Below are 21833 nucleotides of genomic sequence, written 5' to 3'. Positions count from 1 at the left end.
GGAACGCCCGGCGGGTTGCGCATCCGCCGCTCCGGCCCTCGTCGATGAGCCGCACGGCCAGACGAGGATCGGAATGTCCCGCATCGACAGCACCTCCATTCACCGCGAGGCTGTTCTTCGGGTCATGCCGGGTCCCGTTGCCGCGTCCGGCGGAAGCGGTGAGGGGGACCCGAGCCCGGCGCCTGCGACGCTGACGCCGGCGGAGCTGCAGGAGGTCTTCCGGCAACAGCTCGATGCCGTGTGCCGCGTCGTGGAGGAGCAGCTCCGCACGCTGACGCTGACCGTCACCGCCGCCCGGATGGGCCAGCCCGCGCCGCAGGCCGTTCTGCCGGCGCCTGTGCCGATGTCTCCGTCGATGTCATCAGCCGCGGATCGCGAGGCGCCGCGACCGCTGACCGACGGCGAGGCCGAGATCTGGATGGCCGCGCAGTTCGGCGCGGAGGCCAACGCCGCGATGACCGAGGTCGTGACGCTGCGCCTGGAAGGGCCGCTCGATGCCGAGCGTCTCCTGGCGGCCGCGCGGGCGGTGCTCGGACGTCACGGTGCCCTGCGCAGCCGCGTCTCTCCCGGCGGCGAGTCGGTGCGGATCGATCCAGACGGCGCGGTGCCGGTGCGGTCGAGCGACATGTCGCGCGAGGTCGATCCGGGGGCCGCCTTCGCGGCACATCTCCACGCGCAGACGGACCACGCGTTCGATCCCGTCTCCGGTCCGGTGGCACAGGCCGATCTCGTCCGCCTCGACGAGGATCGGCACGTCCTCGTGCTCGCGGCCCACCATATCGCCTGCGACGGCTGGTCCTTCGCGGTCCTGGCCGAGGAGATCGCGATCGCCTACCGCTCCGGTCCGGAGCGGCTGGCGCCGGCACCGCCCTGCGATGCGCATCAGCGGTCCGAGGGCGAGGCGGGCCAGGCGCTGGAATACTGGGCCGGGCTCTACGCGGATCGGCCGGATCCGCTCGATCTGCCGACCGACCATCCGCGACCGAAGCTGCGGGGCTTCACCGGCGACACCCGGAGCGCCAGCCTCGCGCCGCCGCTCGTCGCCGCGCTCAAGGATCTCGCTGCCCGCCAGGGGCAGACGCTGACCGCAACGCTGCTCGCGGCCTTCCAAGTCCTGCTCGCCCGGCTTTCGGGCCAGGACGACCTCGTTGTCGGCGTGCCGATGGCCGGGCAGCCGCGATGCGGCGCGCCGGGGCTCGTCGGGCATCACGCCGATTTACTGCCGCTGCGGGCCCGGATCGATCCGGCGGAGCCCTTCGCGGCCCATCTCGCCCGCACCGGCGCGGCCCTGGCGGGGGCCGCCGCCCACGCCGACTGCACCCTCGGGCGGCTGCTGCGCCACCTCGACCGGCCGCACGATCCGGCGCGCCCGCCGCTGGCGCAGGTGCAGTTCAACCTTCAGAACTTCGGAGACGGCCTCGATTTCGGAGCTGGCCTGCGCGGCAGGCTCGCCCCGGCCCCGAAACGCTTCTCGACCTTCGAACTGACCCTCAGCCTGAGCGAGACCGCGGACGGGATCACCCTCGACGCCACCTACAACCGCGCCCTGTTCGAACCGTCCACGATCGAGCGCTGGATCGGGCATTATCTCACCCTGCTCGGGCACCTCGCCCGCGATCCCGCGCAGTCGGTCGGTCGCGTCCCGCTCCTCACTCCGGCGGAGCGGCAGACCATGCTGGTGGACTGGAACGCCACCGAGACCGCCCACCCGCTCAAAGTCGGGGCGATGCGCGGCTTCCGGCTCCACGCCCGGCGCCATCCGGACCGGGTCGCGATCCGCTTCGGCGAGGAGACGGTCACCTACGGCGCCCTCGACGCCTGGGCCGACCGCGTCGCGGGCGCGCTGCGAGCGGGTGATCTGCCGGAGGGCACCCGTGTCGGCATCCTGATGCAGCGCTCACCCGGCTTGGTCGCGGCGATGCTCGGCGCGCTCCGGGCCGGCATCCCCTACGTCCCGCTCGACCCGGTGATGCCGCCTGCCCGGCGTGCCGGCATCATCGCGGATGCGGGCGTCGGGGCGATGCTGACCCGCGCTGCCGACCGCGCGCTGATGCCGGAGGGAGGGCCGCGGATCATCGAGGTCGATCGCCTCGACGGGCCGGCGCCGGGCCGCCTTCCCCCGGTTCCGGCGGACCGGCCCGCCTACCTGATCTACACATCGAGCACGACCGGCGCGCCGAAGGGCGTCGAGGTGCTCCATCGCGGCCTCTCCAACCTGCTGTTCTCGATGGCGCGGGCACCGGGGATCGGCCGCGACGACCGGCTCCTGGCGGTGACGACCGTGACCTTCGACATTGCCGGGCTCGAACTGCTCCTGCCGCTGATCCGCGGCGCTGCGATCGTGCTCGCCTCCGCCGACGAAATCCGTGACGGCCACGCGCTTCTCGCCCGGATGGAGCGCAGCGGCGCGACGCTGCTCCAGGCGACGCCGATGACGTGGCGTCTCCTGCTGGAGGCGGGGTTCCGCTCCCGGCCCGGCTTCAAGATGCTGTGCGGCGGCGAAGCGCTGCCGCTCGACCTCGCCCGACGCCTCCTCGAGGGCGGCGGCGAATTGTGGAACCTGTACGGACCGACGGAGACGACGATCTGGTCCTCGGCCGCGCGCATCGAGCCCGGTGACGCGGCGATCACGGTCGGCCGGCCGATCGACAACACCAGCCTCTTCATCCTCGATGCGCAGGGCGAGCCGGTGCCGGTCGGGGTCACGGGGGAGTTGCTGATCGGCGGCGTCGGGCTCGCCCGCGGCTATCTCGGCCGCCCGGACCTGACGCAGCGGAGCTTCATCGCGAGCGCCCTGCCGGAATGGCCCGGCGCCCGGCTCTACCGCACCGGCGACCGGGCGCGCTACCGGCCGGACGGGCGCATCGAAATCCTTGGCCGTGCCGATCACCAGATCAAGCTGCGCGGCTACCGGATCGAACCGGGCGAGATCGAGGCGGTGCTCCTGCGCCAGACGGGCCTGCACTCGGTCGTGGTGCTGCGCCCCGACGCGGGCGGCGAAGAGCGCCTCGTCTGCTACTTCGTGCGGCCCGAGGCCGAGGCGGCCCCGACCCTGCGCAACCTGCGCGCCGCGCTCGCCCGCGAATTGCCGGACTACATGATCCCCTCGGAATGGGTCCGGCTCTCCCGGCTGCCGCTGACTGCGAGCGGCAAGGTCGATCGCAGGGCGCTGCCCGCGCCGGGCGCTGGGCCGCAGGGCCTCGCGACGCCGCTGCCGCTCAAGACTCCGCAGACGCCTCCGAGCGATGGCGGGGATGCGGCATCGGACGCGAACTTGGAAGCCGTTCTGGCGGCGATCTGGCGGGAGGTGCTGGGCCTCGCGGCGGTCGCGCGGGACGACGACCTGATCGCGCTGGGCGCGGACTCGCTCACCGTGTTCCGCATCACCGCCCGGGCGCGACGCGAGAACCTGCCGCTCAGCGCCGGCGACCTGTTTCAGGAGCGCACCATCGCCCGGGTGGCGGCCCTGCTGCGGGGCCGCCTCGGGGAGGGCGGTGAGCCACCCGCCGCCGGGCGCGCGCCGATCCAGCCGATCCGGCGCCCGCAGCCTCCGGAGGTCGATCGCGCCGCCGTCGGCCCGATATTCGGCCAAGCGTGAGGAAGGGGCGCGATGCGGCATTTCACGCAGGAGACGCCGGCCCTGAGCGGCGAGACACAGAACGGCAACGCCTTCACCGCCCGCTGCTCCCACAGCCAGACCCGGTTCTGGCTGCTCGATCAGCTCCGGCCGGGGGATCCGAGCCTGCACGTCGCCGCCCGCTGGCGCATCGCCGGCCGGCTCGATGCGGAGATCCTCGTCCGCAGCTTCCGCCACCTCATCGACCGGCACGAGGCGCTGCGGACCGCGATCGTCGGGGAAGGCGGCCGACCGGTGCAACGGATCGCCGGGACAGTGGCGCTGCCCTTCTCCGAGATCGACCTGTCGGGCCTGCCCGGCGACCGCCTCGGCGAGGCAAGGACGATCGCCGACGCGGAGGCCGGCAAGCCGTTCGATCTGGCCCGCGCGCCGCTCATGCGCGTGACCCTGCTGCGGCTCGGACGTGGCGATTCCCTGCTCCTCGTCACCGCCCATCACAGCGTCTGCGACGGCTGGTCGATGGTGGTGCTGGCGCGGGAATTCATCGCCATCTACGCGGCCCTGATCCGGGGACAGCAGCCGAGTCTGGCACCGCCGCCCCTGCACTATGCCGACTTCGCGGAATGGGAGGTCTCCCCCGCCATGGCCGAGGCGGCGGAGCGCGATCTCGCCTTCTGGGCGCGATCCCTGCGCGACCTGACGCCGTTCGAACTGCCGCCGGACCATCCGCGCCGCGCCGGTCGGGAACGCCGCTTCGCCGCCGAGACCCGCCGGCTTCCCGCCGAACTCGGGGAGCGCCTGGAGGCCTGCGCCCGAGCGCACGGCGCCACCCCCTTCGTCCTCGCCTGTACCGTCCTGCTGGGGCTCCTCGGCGCGCGCAGCGGGCGCCGCGACATCGCCATCGGCACACAGGTGCTCGGGCGCGACGAGATCGAGCTGGAAGGCGTCGTCGGCTCCTTCGTCAACACGCTGGTCCTGCGGATCGAGAGCGGTGAGGGCGAGACGCATTTCGCCGAGCGGCTCGCGGCGACGCGCCGGACTATTCTTGAGGCCTGCGATCACGCGCTCGCCCCGTTCGATCGGGTGGTGCAGGCGCTGGCGCCCTGCCGCGACGGGCTTCGGCCGCCGCTCGTCTCGGTCAACGTCCGCATGCGGCCGACCGCCGAGACGCCGCACGCCGCCGGATCGGCCGAGGGAGAGGCGCCGATCCACCTCGTCGATCTCGACTACGCCGCCTCCGGCTCCTTCTTCGATCTCGATCTCGAACTCGCACCGAGCGCGTCCGGCTGGTGCCTGACCTGCGAGTACGATGCCGGCCTCTACGAGGCGCAGACCGTCGCCGGCCTGCTCGCGGATTTTGAACGCTCGGCCTGCGCGGCGGTCGGCGTGCGCCTGCCCGATCCGGCACCCTGGACCGGACGCGTCGGACGCCCTGCCGCCGAGACTGCGCCTGCGCCGGAGACGACCAATGCGGGAATCGAGCCCGAGGCGGCTCCGGAGGCGGGCGGCGCCCCCGACGCGCTTCGGCCGGCCGTACGCGCGATCTGGCGCGAGATGCTCGGCCGCCCCGACCTCTCCGACGACGAGGATTTCTTCGCCGTCGGCGGACACTCGCTGCTGGCCGCCCGGGTCGTCGCCCGGATCGAGGCGGAGACGGGCCGGCGCGTTCCGCTCTGGTCCTTCTTCGAGGCGGGTACGGTGGCGCGGCTCTGCGCCCTCCTCGACGGCGAGGCTGCGGCCGGCATGCGGCACCGGTCGCTTCAGGACGCGCCGCCCGACGCGGCGGGGCGATCGGGCTTCACCGCCATCCACCACGCCGCGGCCGATCAGGAACTCTACCGAACCCTGGCCGAGGCGCTCGGGACGGACCAGCCCTTCGCGACCCTGCAACTGGAAAGCCGGGTTCCCCGGCAGGAGGATACGCTGGAGCGGCTGGCCGGCGCCTACCGTGCGGCGATCGACGCCGCGCAGCCGCAGGGACCGATCCGCCTCGTCGGCTTCTGCCGCTCCGGCGTCCTCGCCTTCGAGATCGCCCGCCAATTCGCACAAGCGGGACGGAACGTCGCCGTCGTCGTCCTCATCGATTGCTGGGAGCCCGGCTATTTCCGTCGTCTCGCGCCCGCCGCGAAGCGCAGGGCCGCGGCGGCCTACCGGCGCGGACGCCTCGCCGCCCTCGTCCGGCACGTTCGCCGCGACGGGGCCGGCTATCTCGCCTCGCGGGCGCATCTCTGGCTGCGGTCGAACCGCGCCTGGCGCGGGCTGCGGCGCGGCTTGCATCGGGCCGGACTCGCGTCGGAGAACCCGGAGGAAGCATTCTGGCAGGTGACCGACGATCTCGACGCCCTCGCCCTGGCCTATGAGCCGCGACCGCATCCCGGGCCGGTGCTGATCGTGCGCAGCGAGAGCGTGCCGGTCGGCCCGGCCCTCGACCCGATGCTCGGCTGGGGTGCCTATGCCGGGAACGGCGAGACCGTCAGCGTCCCAGGCTTCGGCCACGAGGGCGCCTTCTCCCCCGCCGGATGCCGGGTGATGGCCGCCAAGATCAGCCTGATGGCCTGCCGGTGATGCGGCCGAACCGGAACGACGCCTCGATCACGGTTCCGTGACGCCTCTGAGAAGCAAGACTCGCGTCACTTGTCCTCGGCCGTCGACCGTGACTAATCTAGGTTAATGAAAGTCGAATGACAGGCGGGGGCGGTTGACGAGCGTGTCATTGATCATTTGGGGCGCAATCGGCATCGGATTGCTTTCCGTGCTGTTCCTCTTTCACGAGCTCAGGAACGCTCCCTATGACGAGGCACCGGAACCGGCTCCGGCGCTGTCCGAGCTCGAGAAGCAGAGAGCACGCTCCCTGTCCTGGGATTAGCCGACCACGTCGAACGCTTTCCGGCACGCTCGAACTGCGGGTCGCCGGCAGGCGGTGCGCACGGGCCCGTCCGCGGGGACGAGGTAGGGGTCGTTCCGGTTGATCCGCAGCGCGTCAGCCTCGGAGGCAGGGACGGCATCCGCTTCACGCCTGCGCAGGCTCTCACGCTTCGGCCACGTTGGCGCGGAACCACGCATAGGTGTCGGCGATGCCATCCCGCAGCGGCACCCTCGGCGCCCAGCCCAGACCGCGCAGCTTGTCCGCCGACATCAGCTTGCGCGGCGTCCCGTCGGGCTTGGTCGGATCGCGCACGATCTCGCCCTCGAACCCGACGACGTCGCAGACGAGACAGGTCAGGTCGTAGATCGGGATGTCCTCGCCCGAGCCGACATTGACGTGCTCGTCATCCGAATAGGTCTTCATCAGGTGGAGGCAGGCATCGGCGCAGTCATCGACGTGCAGGAACTCGCGGCGCGGCGATCCGGTGCCCCAGATCACCATCTCCTTCGCGCCGGAGCACTTGGCCTCATGCGCCTTGCGGATCAGCGCCGGCAGAACGTGGCTCGAGGTCAGGTCGAAATTGTCGCCCGGCCCGTAGAGATTGGTCGGCATGGCGGAGATGAAGTCGCGGTCGTGCTGCTGGCGGTAGGCCTGGGCGAGCTTGATCCCGGCGATCTTGGCGATCGCGTACCCCTCGTTGGTCGGCTCCAGCGATCCGGTCAGCAGTCTCGGCTCGACGATCGGCTGCTCGGCGAATTTCGGGTAGATGCAGCTCGACCCGAGGAACAGCAACTTGCCGACATCCTCGCGGAACGCGGCCTCGATGACGTTGGCCTCGATCATCAGATTCTCGTAGAGGAAGTCGGCCGGATAGGTCGCGTTGGCGAGAATCCCGCCGACCTTGGCCGCCGCCAGGAACACCGCGTCCGGCCGCCGGTCGCGCATCCAGGCCCGCACGGCCGCCTGATCGCGCAGGTCCAGTTCCGCGCGGGTCGCGGTGAGGATCGCGCAATCCTCAGCCTTCAAACGCCGCACCAGGGCGCTCCCGACGAGGCCGCGATGGCCCGCCACGAAAACGGTCTTGCCCGCCAGACTGTACATGGAGCGTCCTCACAGAAGCGGGTTGGTCTCGGTCGGCGCCGGGTTCTCGCGGTACCACGCGACCCTCCGCGCGATGCCCCGGACCGCGGAGGGCGCGTAGCCGATTGCCCGCATCGTGCCGATGTCGGGGCAGTGGCGCGGCGTCGCCCCGGCTGAGGTCCCGTTTGCAATCGATTTTCGAAGTCTCCGTCCCTTCTTGAAATTAGGTGCGGAGCAGGCGTTCATCGGACACAGCGTCATACCATGACTCTCGAGACGGCCGGAACCGTCGAGAACTGCATTGCGCCCCGGTTCTGCAATCGGCATGCCTGGGCAATCCTTGTCGCACGGGATCTCCGGCCCGTCACCGGACACTTCGGAGACCGGGACATGACGCGTTCGGGACTTCGCACGGTAATCGACCGGCGTTTCCTCGGGTGAGGATCGGCACCTTTGGGGATGGGGTGGGGCCGGCGGAGACCGGGAAAGACCAAGGGCGGGCCGGCCCTCGTTCCTTCATCCCGCGATCCCCGCGCGGCCCATAGCCTCAGTCGATCGCGAAGGCGCAGAAGCAACGCTTGGCCGCGCGCTTCGTTCGTCCTGCCGGAGACGGCGATGGCGCATCGGGCGCCGCTGTCTCGGAGGGAGACGCGGATGCCGGTTCGGATGACCCAGGAAACGCAGGATGTGATCGACGGCCGGCGGCAGGTCGTGGTCCGGGTGCTGTTCGACCGGTCGGACGCGGATGGCGGCATCGTCGAGGTGGCGGCGACGGTCCGGGTGCCGGCCATCGAGTCGGAGACGCAGACGGAAGCCGCCGCGCGGCAGACGGCACGGCGGGCGCTCCAACAGGCGCTGACGGCCTTCCCGCTCTGACCCCGACGCCCGGATCACACCGGGAGCGAGACGGCGTTCTCCGGGCCGTCGGAGCGCGCGGCCAGGGTGACGAGGGAGCGAAGGAAGACGGAGCGGGGCGCGCCCAGAACCGACCGCGCCCCGCGCGCCCGGATCAGGCGCTCCGTCAGCCGCAGCACGGCCTCGTCGCCGAGGCCGGCGGCGATCCGTAGGGCCGCCATCTGCGCCTGGGGCTCGAACCGGCCGCGGGTGGTCGCGAGGATACCGCCCACGGTCTGCAGCGGCATCTGAACGCCAAGACGGTCCGGGTGCAGGTCCCAGATCGGGTCGCAGGCCATCTCCGTCGCGAGCCAGATGCGCTCACCCAATGCCAGCAGATCGGCCTGCGACGGATCGGTGGCACCGGCGGTTCTGACGATCATGCGGCTTGGCCCCGGGATTTCTTTACAAGATTGGAGGGCCGGTCCAGCGCGGGACGGCCTTGTGGCACCGGGCCGTCGCGCCGACCCCTTCCTTGTCCAACGGATGTTGCTTTCGCTTCCATCCGGGTGCGCTCCGGGGCACCGGGAAGCCACGTGCGGTTTCTCACGCCGCGCAACCATCGGGCCGATTTCGCCTTTCGCGCACCAATCCCTTGCGGTCGAACCCTCCCGCATGCCCTAAATGCACCTGCGAGTGCCGCGTCCGCCCGGGTGGACGGTTCCGCTCGCACGCGCCGCCGCCCCCTCCCATCCGTCAGGCCGCTTCCGAGCCTGCATCTCGCCTGGGTTGATGACGTCCAACGCATTTCTCGCCGCCGCCGCGATCCTGCCCTTCGCGGGCTCCGTGCTCACGGGTGCCCTGCCGAGCCATGCCCGCACGGCCGCGGCTTTGCTCGCCGGGCTCGTGACGCTGGCCAGCCTCGGCTGCATTCTCGCTCTGACGCCGCAACTCGCCGAGGGCGGCACCGTCGTCCACGCGGTCGAGTGGCTGCCGAGCCTCGGCGTCAACCTCGTCCTGCGGCTCGATGGGCTCGCCTGGCTGTTCAGCGTGCTGGTGCTCGCCATCGGCGCGCTGGTGGTGCTCTACGCGCGCTACTACATGGCCGCCGCCGACCCGGTGCCGCGGTTGTTCTCCTACTTCCTCGCCTTCGTCGGCGCGATGCTCGGCATCGTGCTGGCCGGCAACCTGATCCAGCTCGTCCTGTTCTGGGAACTGACGAGCATCGTCTCGTTCCTGCTGATCGGCTACTGGTACGACAACGCAGCGGCCCGTGACGGAGCGCGGATGTCGCTCACCATCACCGCCGCGGGCGGGCTGTGCCTCCTGGTGGGCACGATCCTGATCGGGCGCATCGTCGGCAGCTACGACCTCGCCACGGTGCTGGCCTCGGGCGACACGATCCGCAACAGCCCGCTCTACCTGCCGGCCCTGGTGCTGGTGCTCATGGGCGCGCTCACCAAGTCGGCGCAGTTCCCGTTCCACATCTGGCTGCCCCGGGCCATGGCGGCGCCGACGCCGATCAGCGCCTACCTGCACTCGGCCACCATGGTGAAGGCCGGCATCTTCCTGATGATCCGCCTGTGGCCGGTGATGTCGGGCACCGAGCCATGGTACTGGATCGTCGGCAGCGCCGGCATGGCGACCCTGCTGATCGGCTCGTGGAGCGCGATCTTCCAGCACGACCTCAAGGGCCTGCTCGCCTACTCGACCATCAGCCATCTCGGGCTGATCACGCTGCTGCTCGGCCTCAACTCGCCGCTCGCCGTGGTCGCCGCGATCTTCCACACCGTGAACCACGCGACCTTCAAGGCGTCGCTGTTTATGGCGGTCGGCATCATCGACCACGAGACCGGCACCCGCGACATGCGCCGCCTCTCGGGCCTGTGGCGGGCGATGCCCTACACGGCCACGCTCGCCATGGTCGCCGCCGCGGCGATGGCCGGCGTGCCGCTGCTCAACGGCTTCCTCTCGAAGGAAATGTTCCTGTCCGAGGCGGTCGACAACATGGGCGACCACCCGATCCACCTCGCCCTGCCGGTGCTGGCGACCCTCGCCAGCGCCTTCACCATGCTCTACTCGCTGCGCTTCATCCGCCAGACCTTCTTCGGCCCGCCCCCGCACGACCTGCCGCACGAGCCGCATGAGCCGGTGCGATGGATGCGCATCCCGATCGAACTCCTGGTTCTCACCTGCGTCGCCATTGGCCTCGTGCCGAACCTCACCATCGGGCCGGCCCTGGAACGCGCCGTGCGCGCGGTGTTCGGCGCGGACGCCCCGACCTACAGTCTCGCGATCTGGCACGGCTTCAATCTGCCGCTGGTGCTCAGCATGACCGCGCTCGTCGGCGGCGTGCTGCTCTACGTCCTGTTCGGCAAGCGCATCGACACCAACCCCCGCGGCGGCCCCTGGCTCATGGACCGGCTCGACGGCGGCTGGCTGTTCGAGCGCGCGATGACCGGGCTGACCAAGGGCGCCCGCCTGCTGGAGCGCGGGCTCGGGGCCGAGCGGCTCCAGCCGCAACTGCGCATCCTGTTCCTCGCAGCCCTGCTCGCGGCGCTGGCGGCGGGGACGGCCCGCGGGCTCGACCTGTTCGCGCCGGGCCGGCTGACGCCGTTCGATCCCGCCTTCGCGCTGATGTGGCTCGTCGGCGGCGCCTGCGCCATCGGTGCGGCGGAGCGGGCGAAGTATCACCGCCTCTCGGCCACGATCTTCGTCGGCGGGGCGGGGCTGGTGAGCAGCCTGACCTTCCTCTGGCTCTCGGCGCCCGATCTCGCGGTGACGCAGATCCTCGTCGAGATCGTCACCACCGTGATGCTGCTGCTGGGCCTGCGCTGGCTGCCCAAGCGCGACGCGGCGATCCCCGCGCCCGCCTCCGAGCGGGCGAGGGCGCGCCGCCGCCGCATCATCGATCTGTGCATCGCCGGCTTCGCGGGCCTGGGGCTCGCCGGCCTCGCCTACGCCGTGATGACCCGCCCGGCGGGCGACGGCATCGCGCGCTGGTTCGTCGAGAAGGCCTATCCGCAGGCGGGCGGGCGCAACGTCGTCAACGTGCTGCTGGTGGATTTCCGCGCCTTCGATACGCTCGGCGAGATCTCGGTTCTCGGCGTCGTCGGGCTGACCGTGTTCGCGCTGCTGCGCCGCTTCCGCCCGGCGCCCGACAGCCTGGAGCGGCCGAAGCAGCAGCACCACCACGACGCCTACGACCGCGCCCGCGAGGGCCGCAAGCCCGGCGACACCGCCGCCGATGCCCTGCTCGTGCCGCGGGTGGTGATGACGTGGCTGTTCCCGTTCATCGTCCTCCTGTCGCTGCACCTGTTCCTGCGCGGGCACGACCTGCCGGGCGGCGGCTTCGCGGCGGGCATCGCGCTCACCATCGCCTTTATCCTGCAATACATGGCCTGCGGTGCGCAGTGGGTGGAGGAGCGCCTGCGGATTCAGCCGATCGCGTGGATCGGCCTCGGCCTGCTGATCGCGGTGGCGGCCGGCGCGGCCTCGTGGGCGTTCGGGCAGCCCTTCCTCACCGCCTATTTCGCCTATTGGGAGCTGCCGCTCGTCGGCAAGGTGCCGGTGGCGAGCGCCCTGGTGTTCGACCTCGGGATCATGGTGCTGGTGGTGGGCGCGAGCGCGCTGATGCTGGTGGCGCTCGCCCACCAGTCCCTGCGCCGCACCCGCACCGCGGAGGCGGAAGCTGAGCGGGCCGCCGAGGAGACGGCGTAATGGAGATCGTGCTGTCGGCCGGAATCGGCCTCTTCGCCGCTTCCGGCGTGTGGCTGATGCTGCGCCCGCGTACCTTCCAGGTGGCGCTCGGGCTCTCGCTGCTGAGCTATGCCGTCAACTTGTTCATCTTCGCCATGGGCCGGCTGACCGTCGGCGCGCCGCCGGTGCTCAAGACCGGCCCGGAGACCGTCTCGGTCGACGATCCGGTGCCGCAGGCGCTGGTGCTCACCGCGCTGGTGATCAGCTTCGCGCTCACCGCCCTGTTCCTCGTCGTGCTGCTTGCTGCCCGCGGCGTCACCGGCAACGACCACGTCGACGGCCGGGAGCCGCACCACGCCGAACCCACGCCGGAGAATCCGCATCCATGAACGCGCCCCTCCTGACCGGACCCGGCGCGGCCCTGTGGTTCGACCATCTCGTCGTCCTGCCGATCGTGCTGCCGATCGCCACGGCCGGGGCGATGTTCCTGATGGACGAGCGGCGGCATCGCCTGAAGGCGGCGATCAGCTTGGCCACGGTGCTGGTGCTGCTCGCCACCGCCCTCGTCCTCGTCGGCCGGGTGAGCGCGGCGCCGGAGGTCTATCATCTCGGCAACTGGGCCGCCCCCTACGGCATCGTACTGGTGGCCGACCGGCTCTCGGCGATGATGCTGACGCTGGCCAGCGTGCTGGGACTTGCCGCCCTGGTCTTCTCCTTCGCCCGCTGGGGCCGGGCGGGCCCGCGCTTCCACGGCCTGTTCCTGCTGCTGCTGATGGGGGTGAACGGCGCCTTCCTCACCGGCGACGTATTCAACCTGTTCGTGTTCTTCGAGGTGATGCTGGCGGCCTCCTACGGGCTCGTCCTGCATGGCTCGGGCGAGACGCGGATCCGCGCGGGGCTCGGCTACATCGCCGTCAACCTCGTCGCGTCGCTGTTCTTCCTCATCGGCGTCAGCCTGATCTACGGCACCATGGGCACGCTCAACATGGCCGACCTCGCCCGGCGCCTCGCGAGCCCGCCGGCGGAGGCCGCCCTGTTCGAGGTCGGCTGCGCCGTGCTCGGCATCGCCTTCCTCATCAAGTGCAGCGCCTGGCCCCTCGGCTTCTGGCTGCCGACCACCTATTCCGCCGCCACCGCCCCGGCCGCGGCGATCCTGGCGATCCTGAGCAAGGTCGGCGTCTACGTCGTGATCCGCCTGAGCCTGCTGCTGTTCGGCGCCGGCAGCTCCGAGGGCTTCGGCCAGAGCTGGATCCTGGCCACGGGTCTGGCGACGATCGCCTTCGGCACGATCGGCATCCTGGCCGCGCGCCATCTGGCCCGTGCGGCGGGCTACGCGGTGATGATCTCGTCGGGCACGGTGCTCGCCGTGCTCGGCACCGGCAGCGGCGAGGCGCTCTCGGGCGCGCTGTACTACCTCGTCGGCTCGACCTTCGCCGCGGCCGCCCTGTTCCTCGTGGCGGAAATCCTCCAGCGCAGCCGCGACCCGGCCGACGCGGCGCAACCCGTCTTCGCCGACGAGTACCGCGATCCCTTCGACGATGCCGACGCCGTCGAGATCGGCCGGGCGATCCCCGCCGCGGTAGCGATCCTGGGCAGCGGCTTCCTCGTCTGCACGCTGATGCTCGCCGGCATCCCGCCGCTCGCCGGCTTCGTCGGCAAGCTCGCGATCTTCTCGGGTCTCGCTTCGGGCACCATGACCGCCGCGGCCTGGTGGCTGATCGCCGCGCTGACGCTCTCCAGCCTCGGCACCCTGATCCCCCTGGTGCGGCTCGGCATCTTCAGCCTGTGGGTGCCCCACGACGACCTGCCGCCGGTGCTGCGCACGCCTGAACTCGCGAGCCTGAGCGTGCTTCTGGCGGCCTGCGTCGCGCTCGCCCTGTGGGGCGGACCGGCGCTCGCCTATGCCGAGGCGACGGTGCAGTGGCTGTCCCAGCCGCAGGACTACATCCGCGCCGTCCTCGACACAGGCGCCTCGGGAGCCCGCTCATGAGCGCGCTGCTGCCGCATCCCTTCCTGTCCGCAGCCCTGTTCCTGATGTGGCTGCTGCTGAACGCGCCGCCGACGCCGGGCAACGTGCTGCTCGCGCTTCTCGTCGGGCTGACCGTACCGGCGGTGATGCGGGCTCTGCGCCCGCGGCCGGTGCGGGTGCGCCGCCCCGGCCTCGCGCTCCGGCTGCTCGTGACCGTGCTCTACGACATGCTGCGCTCGAACATCGACGTGGCCCGGATCATCCTCGGCCTGCACCGCGGCGAGCGTCGCACCGGCTTCGTCTCGATCCCCCTTGAGATGCGGACGCCGTTCGGCCTGTCGCTGCTGTCGATCATCCTGACCGCCACGCCCGGCACCCTCTGGGTCCAGTACGATTCCCATACCGGGCGCCTGCTGATGCACCTCCTCGACGACACCGACAGCGAGGGCTGGGTCCGGCGGGTCAAGGACCGCTACGAGCGCCCCCTGATGGAGATCTTCTCGTGAGCGCCGCCACCGTCCTCGACTGGGGCCTCGGCCTCGCCCAAGGCATGCTGGTGCTGGCCATGGCGCTGGCGGCGTGGCGGATGCTGCGCGGCCCCCGCGCCCAGGACCGGATCCTCGGCCTCGACACGCTCTATCTCAACGGCATGCTGGCGATCGTGGTGCACGGCATGCGCACCGGCAGCGGGCTCTATTTCGAGGCGGCGCTGATCCTCGGGATGATCGGCTTCACCGCCACCGTGGCGTTGGCCAAGTTCCTGATGCAGGGCGAGGTGATCCAGTGAACGGTCCCGATCTGCCCGCCTGGGCGGCCTGGATCGTCGTGATTCTGGCGGTGACCGGCGCCGGCTTCGCGCTGACCGGGGCGCTCGGGCTCATCCGCCTGAAGACGTTCTACGAGCGCGTCCACGCCCCGACGCTGGGGGCGACGCTCGGCGCCTTCCTCATCCTGAGCGGGTCGATGCTGCTTCTGACGCTGGTGGAGGGCCGCGTGGTCCTGCGCGACGCGCTGATCGGCCTGTTCATCACCATCACGACGCCGGTGACGATGCTGCTACTGGCCCGCGCCGCCGCCCACCGCGACCGGACCGAGAAGTCCCCGAAAGCCCCACCGGAGCCGTGACGTCCTCGGGTTCGAGCGCAGCCGCGTCATCGGCCTGAGGCTCGGGCGATCGCCGTTGAGGGCGTTGACGGCCCCTTTGTCCAGTCGTTTGACAGGATCGTCTTGACGTTCTGGCGTAGACCGGGAGCGAACGGCCGGGGCTTCGGCGCCGAGCCCTACGTAGAGGCCGCATCCGCCGGGCAAGCTCCCCATGGATCTGCCCCTTGACCCTGCACGAACTTCCAACTCGGAGCACCCCATCGGGGCCGATCACCGAGTTCGCGACTGCGGAGGAGAAGCTGAGGCGGCTTTAGCGGTTAGCGATAGGTGGAGAACGGCGACGGCGAGCCGGACAATCTGCTGAAGCAGTAGCTCTCGGCGTGGCGAACCAAGCGTGAACTGGCGAAGTCTGCCCTCGGACGGATCCGTAAGGTCAAACCAAATTCAATTGAGATCAGACCCGAACTGACTGAATGCTTCGGGCGTCAGCGACGCGAGCATGTGCCCCCGGGCGAGATTCCGTTCCGGGAAGCGTGGCTTCAGGCGATTGCCGATTGTGTCGAAGTCGGAGCGGACATGATCCGCATCGTTGGCGACAGGGAGAGCCTGGAGAATGCCCTAACGGTTCGGGCGGCAAAGCCGTTCCGGCGCTCGCAGTTCTGTACGGAAATGGCGCACCCGACACGATTCGAACGTGTGACCTTTGCCTTCGGAGGGCAACGCTCTATCCAGCTGAGCTACGGGTGCTGACCGTGGCTCGTGAGTAGCCTAACTGCGCCGCCGACGCAACGGCGCTGTGCGGCACAGTGGAATGCCTTGATCGCTCATTGGGATGCCTGCCTAGCCTGCAAAGGCGGAGGTCACACCGTCGAATCGTGACGGTTGCGTCGGAGCAGCGCCCCCCTCTCGCGCCGGCAACGAATCTGGGACGGCATGCGACGCGCCGACGCCGGAGGTCCGCCGTCGGTCGCCTTCCACGAAGAAGACAGGTCCGAAACCCCGGGTCGACCGCAACCATCGGGGTGGACCGAGCCCGGCAGTTGCCCAAAGCGCGGGCGGCGTTCAACGCGACGCGCAATTCGTCTGCAAGGCGATCCAGCGCGGCGCCATCCACCTCTGAGCAGAGGCCGCGGGCGAAGGCCCAACCGCGCCTTGATTACGATGGGGAGACAAGATCAGGCGCCCGCTCCCAGCGCTGCAATGGTTCCGTCTGATCGAGATCAATGTGATCCCCAACGTGATGGGCTTTCGTGGAGAGCGTCCTCTCGACAGTGCGCTCAACCGAGAAGGCGGCCAGTGCGCATTGATTTTGCCGAGCTTCCCTTATTCGTACGAACGCCGCGAGCAAGCATTCGAGACAGGGAGGAAAAAACGCCGGAGACCATAAAAACTTCATCCGGAGCTCAGAGCTGCCGCACCGCAAATGACCGCCGGACCATCCTGGATAATATGCCTTCGTACCTTATAATATACTGATCGTTTCTCGCCTATTATTGGGATTGATATTCAGTCCATACCTCGTCAACCCCGCAGATCGGGTGTCAGAGATGTTGGCCGACCACCTCCCCAGTGCACTCGACCTCGCCCGCAGCCAGTTTGCCTTCACTGTCGTTTGGCATTTCCTGTTCCCGGCCTTCACCATCGGACTGGCCAGCTTTCTCGCGGTGCTGGAAGCCTTCTGGCTCACCACGGGCCGCGCGGTCTATCTCGATTCCTACCGTTACTGGCTCAAGATCTTCGCCGTGGCGTTCGCGATGGGCGTCGTCTCCGGCCTCGTCATGAGCTACCAGTTCGGCACCAACTGGTCGGTCTTCTCCGACAAGACGGCCCCGGTTCTCGGCCCTCTTCTCGGCTACGAGGTTCTGACGGCCTTCTTTCTCGAGGCAGGCTTTCTCGGGGTCATGCTGTTCGGTTTGGAGCGCGTGGGCCCGCGCCTCCACTTCCTGGCGACCTGCCTCGTGGCGGTGGGCACGCTGATCTCGGCCTTCTGGATCCTGTCGGCCAATTCCTGGATGCAGACGCCGACGGGCTACGTGCTCGACGCCAACGGCCATTTCGCGCCCCAGGATTGGTGGGCCGTAATCTTCAACCCGTCCTTCCCCTTCCGTTTCGCCCACACCGTCACCGCCGCCTACCTCACCACTGCGATGATCGTCGGTGCGGTGGCGGCATGGCATCTCCTGCGGGACCGCTCGAACCCGCGCGCCCGCCTGATGTTCTCGATGGCGATGTGGATGGCGGCGATCGTCGCCCCCGTACAACTCGTTCTGGGCGATCTGCATGGGACGAACACCTACCACCATCAGCCCGCCAAGGTCGCGGCGATGGAGGGCCATTTCGACAGCGAGCGGCGCGCGCCCTCGATCCTGTTCGGCTGGCCGGACGCGCAGGCCGAGACGACGCGTTGGGCGATCGGCATACCGGGGCTCGCGAGCCTGTATCTCGCCCACGACCTGAACGCCGAGGTGCGTGGACTGAAGTCGATGCCGCGGGACACTTGGCCGACCAACCTGCCGCTGGTGTTCTGGGCCTTCCGGGTCATGGTCGGGATCGGCTTCTTGATGATCGCGTTGGGCGTGACGTCGCTCTATCTGCGCTGGAACGGACGGCTCTACACCTCTCGATGGCTGCACCGTTGCGCGGTCGCGATGGGCCCGTCCGGCCTCATCGCCGTCACGGCGGGCTGGATCGTGACGGAATCCGGGCGTCAGCCGTTCACGGTCTACGGGCTGCTGCGCACCGCCGACAGCGTCTCACCCATCGCCGCCCCCGCCGTTGCGGCCTCGCTCGCTGCCTTCGCCGTCGTCTACTTCGTCGTGTTCGGAGCCGGTATCTGGTTCCTTCTGCACCTCTTCAATCAGCCGCCGCGACCGCACGAGGCGGGTCTGCCCACCGGCCAGCCGGTGCGCACCGCCGGCATCACTCCGGCTCCGGCGCTCGCGGCCGGCCCCAACGCTCAGCCGGCCGAGTGAAGGAGGCGATGTCCATGTCACTCGACCTGACCTTGATATGGGCCGTCCTGATCGCGACCGCCGTGTTCCTCTACGTTGCGATGGACGGGTTCGATCTCGGCATCGGCATCCTGTTTCCGGCCGTGTCCGCCAAGGCCGACCGCGACGTGATGGTGAATTCCGTCGCGCCCGTATGGGACGGCAACGAGACTTGGCTGATCCTCGGCGGCGGCGGCCTCTTCGCCGTCTTCCCGCTTGCCTACGTCACGATCCTGCCGGCGCTCTACATGCCGCTGATCCTGATGCTGCTCGCCCTCGTCTTCCGCGGCGTCGCCTTCGAGATGCGCTTCCGCATGGTGACGGCGCGGGGGCAGCTCTGGTGGGATCGGGCCTTCTCCTGGGGCAGCTACGTCGCGGCCTTGTGCCAGGGCATCGCGCTCGGCGCTCTCGTGCAGGGCATCCGCGTCGAGGGGCGGGCCTATGCCGGCGGCTGGTGGGACTGGCTCACCCCGTTCTCCCTTCTGACCGGCGTCGCGCTGGTCGTGGGTTACGGGCTTCTCGGAGCATGCTGGCTCATCTGGAAGACCGGGGGAGAGTTGCAGATCCGCGCGTACCGCCTCGCCCGTCCGCTCGGCTTCGCGACCCTGCTCCTGATCGCGATCATCTCGCTCGTCATGCTCCTTCTGAGCGTCCCCTTCCGCGAACGATGGCTTTCCTTCCCCGGCATCCTCCTCGGGGCGCCGGTGCCGCTGCTTGTCGGATTGCTGGCGCTGCGCTTCCAGCGCGCGCTGGAGCGGAGGGAGGAAGTCATGCCCTTCCTCTGCGCGCTCGGCTTCTTCCTGCTCTCCTATATCGGGCTCGGCATCAGCCTTTGGCCGACGATCGTGCCTCCGGACATCACGATCTGGGCGGCGGCCACGCATCCGAGCAGCCAAGCCTTCCTCCTCGCCGGTGCGGCGATCTTGGTACCCATGGTGCTCGGCTACACGGCCTACGTCTACTGGCTGTTCCGCGGCAAGGTCACGCCGGAAACCGGATATCATTGATGAGGGCCCGGCGGCCGGCGGCGAAGCCTGCATTCGTGTCCGCCACCCACGCTCGCCGGACGCGGCGGATCAGGCAGTTCGGCCGGATCGGCTGGTTCGTTCTGCTCTGGACGATCGGGGTCGCGGCGCTGACGGCCATCGCCCTCCCGCTACGATGGCTGCTGAAGTCGACGTGATCGGCGCACCGGACTCGGTCGCGGACCCGTGGCGCGGTGATCGGCCGATGGGTCGGGGACGAACCTTTGGAATGGGCTTGGGCGGGCGCGTCTTGGCGAACCGCGAAGACGCTTTGCGCTCAGGCCGGCTCCTACGCCTGTCCGAGACCTCTCAGATGTTCGGCCAGATTTCGACCATTCCAAAGGAAGGCGCGCAGGGCTTGGATTGATCGTCATCAAGGAACGGGCCGGGATTGATCGACTATACTCTCCGGGGTGCGGAGATCGACGATGCCTCACCTCAAGACGCGTGCCGATTTCCATACGAACGAGTATGTCGCCGTCCTTGTCCCGAGGTGCCCGGCCTCTGTCGGGCCGATCCGCCGCATCGTCACCAGGCCGTTGTACTGATCGTCGGAAGACTCCCGCTTCATTGCGCAACCTGAAACAGGCGGCTGGTTCAAAGCCTGCCTCGGTCAGCTTGCATTCGTCGAGTCGCGGCTGAAATGCCCCGAGCATCTGGCGCCGACCCGGCCATCCATCGTCGACACGCAATATTTCTTGTCGAATAAAAATACAACTCGCTGGAGATCGATCGCCGCGACGAACCCTCAACAGCCGATCAATCAATCAAGACGGAGGATACGCCATGAAAAACATCGCAATGCTCGCTGTTTTTTCAGCAACGATCATGGGACTGAGCATCCCGATGGCGACGACGGCGATGAGCCGGCCCGGACAGATCATGACGACGCGGGACATGAACATCGAATGCCGCGGCAATGGATGGATCGGACGAAGCGCGCGGGATTGTTGCAGCGGCCGCTGCCGGATCCTGAAGTCGAAGCGATGCAAGTGCATCGGCAACAAACCGTCCTTTTAGAGCACCGTCCAAGAAAGCCTTCGCCGATCCTTGGACGGAGGCTGCAGCGAAAGCCTTCGGCGTTCCGACCCCGACCAGCCGTTCGGGGCGGCATTCCCAGCACCCGGATCTTCGAAGAGGCACATGGATGAGCCTGGGGCCTTTCGCCATTGGGGAGGCGTGCGATGGGCGCCGGGCTCTGCAAGCTCCCGCATGTGCCTCGCCGCCCGCAACAACGCCTCACCGGCCCGGCATGCCGCCAGCCACCCGGCATGGCGTTCGAAGAAGTGTCGCGTGTCGGTGGACGATCCCCCGGAGGCAGCCGTGATGCGGTCCGGCATGGCCACGCTCCGGGCCTGGATGGCGGCGACCACGCTGTCCGCCTCCTGCCTGCCGCTCATGCCGACGGCTCTCGCGCAGGGCGAGCCGGGTGGGGCGCCCGTTGTCGGCATCGTCGCGGCCCGCAAGGAGCCGATTACGCAGACGGAGCAGTTCATCGGCCGCATCGAGGCCAAGCAACGTGTCGATATCGTTGCGCGGGTGACGGCCTTCATCGAGAAGCGGTTCTTCGTCGAGGGCGCCGACGTCGAGGAAGGCACTCTCCTCTATCTTCTCGAGCAGGGTCCGTTCCAGGCGGCCGTGGCCGCTCAGCAGGCGCAGATCGCGCAGGTCGAAGCGCAATTGGGAAACGCACGTCTCACGACAGGCCGTGCCAGAACCCTTCTCGGCGGGCCGGCCGGCCAGCAATCGACTTATGACGCGGCGCTCGCGAACGAGCGCGCGCTGGAGGCGCAGCTTCAGGCCGCCCAAGCCCAGCTCGACACGGCGCAGATCAATCTCGGCTACACCGAGATCCGGGCGCCGATCGCGGGCCAGATCGGGCGCACCGCGCTCACCATCGGCAACGTCGTCGGGCCGGGTTCCGGGGTGCTGACGACGATCGTCAGCCAGGATCCGATGTTCGTGATCTTTCCGGTGCCGGTCCAGGAGGCCATCCGTCTGAGAGCGCGCTACACGCCGATCGGCGGGTTCGGCGCCGTCCTCATCCGGGCGCAACTGCCGGACGGCCGGGTCTACCGCCACACCGGCAAGCTCGATTTCGTCAACAACACCATCGCCACGAACACGGATACGATCCTGCTCCGCGGCGTGTTGCCGAATCCGCCGATCTTCGAGCAGGCGAAGAGCCCCGTCACCCCTCGCGAACTCCTTGATGGCGAGTTCGTGACCGTCTTCCTCGAAGGAGCCAAGCCGGTCGAGGTCGTCGCGATTCCGCGCGCTGCCGTCCTCGCCGATCAGCAGGGCAGCTACGTCTACGTGATCGGGCCGGGGAACAAGGCCGAGTTGCGCCGTGTCCAACTCGGCCAGTCGAGCACGACGCTCGCGGCGGTGACGAACGGCCTCGATGTTGGGGAGCAGGTGATCGCCGAGGGCTTGCAGCGGGTCCGCGCGGGCGAGGCCGTCTCGCCCAGGCCCGCCGACGCCGTTCTGCAGAAGATGATGCGGGACTCGTCCGTGACGGATAGCGGCGCGGAGACCGCGCGCCCCACGACGCCGGCTGCGTCGACCGCCCTACCGGCAGGACAAGCTCCGGCAGGCACCGCCGGCGGTGCCGGCTCGAACGCGAGCGGCAGCCCGCGCAGCCGGCACTGAAGCCGCATGGGACGTCGTCTCCCCCGCGCCCGCCCGT

The 21833-nt window shown here is 69.4% G+C and carries 16 protein-coding genes and 1 tRNA gene; 14 read left to right on the top strand and 3 right to left on the bottom strand.

The features are described 5' to 3' along the window. Positions 1 to 73: 73 nt before the first annotated feature. Both HNR51_RS05140 and HNR51_RS05135 read left to right on the top strand, forming a co-directional pair. Positions 74 to 3598, top strand: coding sequence for a non-ribosomal peptide synthetase (locus HNR51_RS05140; RefSeq protein ID WP_182554191.1), 3525 nt, complete (start codon positions 74 to 76; stop codon positions 3596 to 3598). Positions 3599 to 3610: 12 nt separating this feature from the next. Then, complete coding sequence (locus HNR51_RS05135) at positions 3611 to 6142, top strand: condensation domain-containing protein (RefSeq protein ID WP_182554190.1); 2532 nt, start codon at positions 3611 to 3613, stop codon at positions 6140 to 6142. A gap of 463 nt (positions 6143 to 6605) precedes the next feature. Here HNR51_RS05135 and fcl read toward each other — a convergent pair whose 3' ends face one another. Then, positions 6606 to 7544: a GDP-L-fucose synthase gene (fcl, locus tag HNR51_RS05130; RefSeq protein WP_182554189.1), complete on the bottom strand. Its 939-nt coding sequence runs from the start codon at positions 7542 to 7544 to the stop codon at positions 6606 to 6608. Positions 7545 to 8189: 645 nt separating this feature from the next. On the opposite strand from fcl, the gene HNR51_RS05120 reads away from it, so the two are divergent. Continuing rightward, positions 8190 to 8399 carry a hypothetical protein gene (locus tag HNR51_RS05120; RefSeq protein WP_239681455.1) on the top strand — a complete coding sequence of 70 codons (210 nt, stop codon included), beginning with the start codon at positions 8190 to 8192 and terminating at the stop codon, positions 8397 to 8399. A 14-nt stretch (positions 8400 to 8413) separates the two neighbouring features. Here HNR51_RS05120 and HNR51_RS05115 read toward each other — a convergent pair whose 3' ends face one another. Beyond that, a complete protein-coding gene (locus HNR51_RS05115; RefSeq protein ID WP_182554188.1) occupies positions 8414 to 8800 on the bottom strand; it encodes a hypothetical protein in 387 nt (128 codons plus the stop codon). A 349-nt stretch (positions 8801 to 9149) separates the two neighbouring features. Between HNR51_RS05115 and HNR51_RS05110 the strand changes: the two genes are divergently transcribed. From HNR51_RS05110 to mnhG, 6 genes are read left to right on the top strand one after another with little or no spacing between them, the layout of a single operon-like run. Beyond that, on the top strand, positions 9150 to 12077 hold the full coding sequence (locus HNR51_RS05110) for a monovalent cation/H+ antiporter subunit A (RefSeq protein WP_182554187.1): 2928 nt from the start codon (positions 9150 to 9152) through the stop codon (positions 12075 to 12077). Beyond that, complete coding sequence (locus tag HNR51_RS05105) at positions 12077 to 12445, top strand: Na+/H+ antiporter subunit C (RefSeq protein ID WP_012456846.1); 369 nt, start codon at positions 12077 to 12079, stop codon at positions 12443 to 12445. Before HNR51_RS05110 ends, HNR51_RS05105 begins: the two co-directional genes overlap by 1 nt. Next, a complete protein-coding gene (locus tag HNR51_RS05100) occupies positions 12442 to 14046 on the top strand; it encodes a monovalent cation/H+ antiporter subunit D (RefSeq protein WP_182554186.1) in 1605 nt (534 codons plus the stop codon). Before HNR51_RS05105 ends, HNR51_RS05100 begins: the two co-directional genes overlap by 4 nt. After that, on the top strand, positions 14043 to 14531 hold the full coding sequence (locus tag HNR51_RS05095) for a Na+/H+ antiporter subunit E (protein ID WP_182554185.1): 489 nt from the start codon (positions 14043 to 14045) through the stop codon (positions 14529 to 14531). Before HNR51_RS05100 ends, HNR51_RS05095 begins: the two co-directional genes overlap by 4 nt. Next, a complete protein-coding gene (locus tag HNR51_RS05090; RefSeq protein WP_012456843.1) occupies positions 14528 to 14812 on the top strand; it encodes a K+/H+ antiporter subunit F in 285 nt (94 codons plus the stop codon). The genes HNR51_RS05095 and HNR51_RS05090 overlap by 4 nt, the downstream gene beginning before the upstream one ends. Next, entirely contained in the window at positions 14809 to 15150 is a 342-nt protein-coding gene (gene mnhG / locus HNR51_RS05085; protein WP_182554184.1) for a monovalent cation/H(+) antiporter subunit G, read from the top strand. Before HNR51_RS05090 ends, mnhG begins: the two co-directional genes overlap by 4 nt. Positions 15151 to 15799: 649 nt before the next feature. Here mnhG and HNR51_RS05080 read toward each other — a convergent pair. After that, positions 15800 to 15876, bottom strand: a tRNA-Arg gene (locus tag HNR51_RS05080). An 800-nt stretch (positions 15877 to 16676) separates the two neighbouring features. Here HNR51_RS05080 and HNR51_RS05075 point away from each other — a divergent pair. From HNR51_RS05075 to HNR51_RS05055, 5 genes are all read left to right on the top strand, one after another. Beyond that, positions 16677 to 18101, top strand: coding sequence for a cytochrome ubiquinol oxidase subunit I (locus tag HNR51_RS05075; protein WP_182554183.1), 1425 nt, complete (start codon positions 16677 to 16679; stop codon positions 18099 to 18101). A 14-nt stretch (positions 18102 to 18115) separates the two neighbouring features. Next, a complete protein-coding gene (gene cydB, locus HNR51_RS05070) occupies positions 18116 to 19126 on the top strand; it encodes a cytochrome d ubiquinol oxidase subunit II (RefSeq protein ID WP_182554182.1) in 1011 nt (336 codons plus the stop codon). A gap of 35 nt (positions 19127 to 19161) precedes the next feature. Next, positions 19162 to 19302, top strand: coding sequence for a DUF2474 family protein (locus tag HNR51_RS05065; protein ID WP_239681456.1), 141 nt, complete (start codon positions 19162 to 19164; stop codon positions 19300 to 19302). A 628-nt stretch (positions 19303 to 19930) separates the two neighbouring features. Next, a complete protein-coding gene (locus HNR51_RS05060) occupies positions 19931 to 20164 on the top strand; it encodes a hypothetical protein (RefSeq protein ID WP_182554180.1) in 234 nt (77 codons plus the stop codon). 306 nt (positions 20165 to 20470) lie between these two features. Beyond that, the gene (locus HNR51_RS05055) at positions 20471 to 21796 is read left to right on the top strand and encodes an efflux RND transporter periplasmic adaptor subunit (protein ID WP_182554513.1); all 1326 of its coding nucleotides are present in this window, start codon (positions 20471 to 20473) and stop codon (positions 21794 to 21796) included. Positions 21797 to 21833 lie beyond the last annotated feature (37 nt).

The sequence above is a fragment of the Methylorubrum thiocyanatum genome, from assembly GCA_014138645.1.
In the GTDB taxonomy this organism is placed as follows: Bacteria; Pseudomonadota; Alphaproteobacteria; order Rhizobiales; family Beijerinckiaceae; genus Methylobacterium; species Methylobacterium thiocyanatum.
The sequence above is the reverse complement of the archived record's forward strand: the minus strand, read 5'-3'. Positions and strand labels throughout refer to the sequence as shown.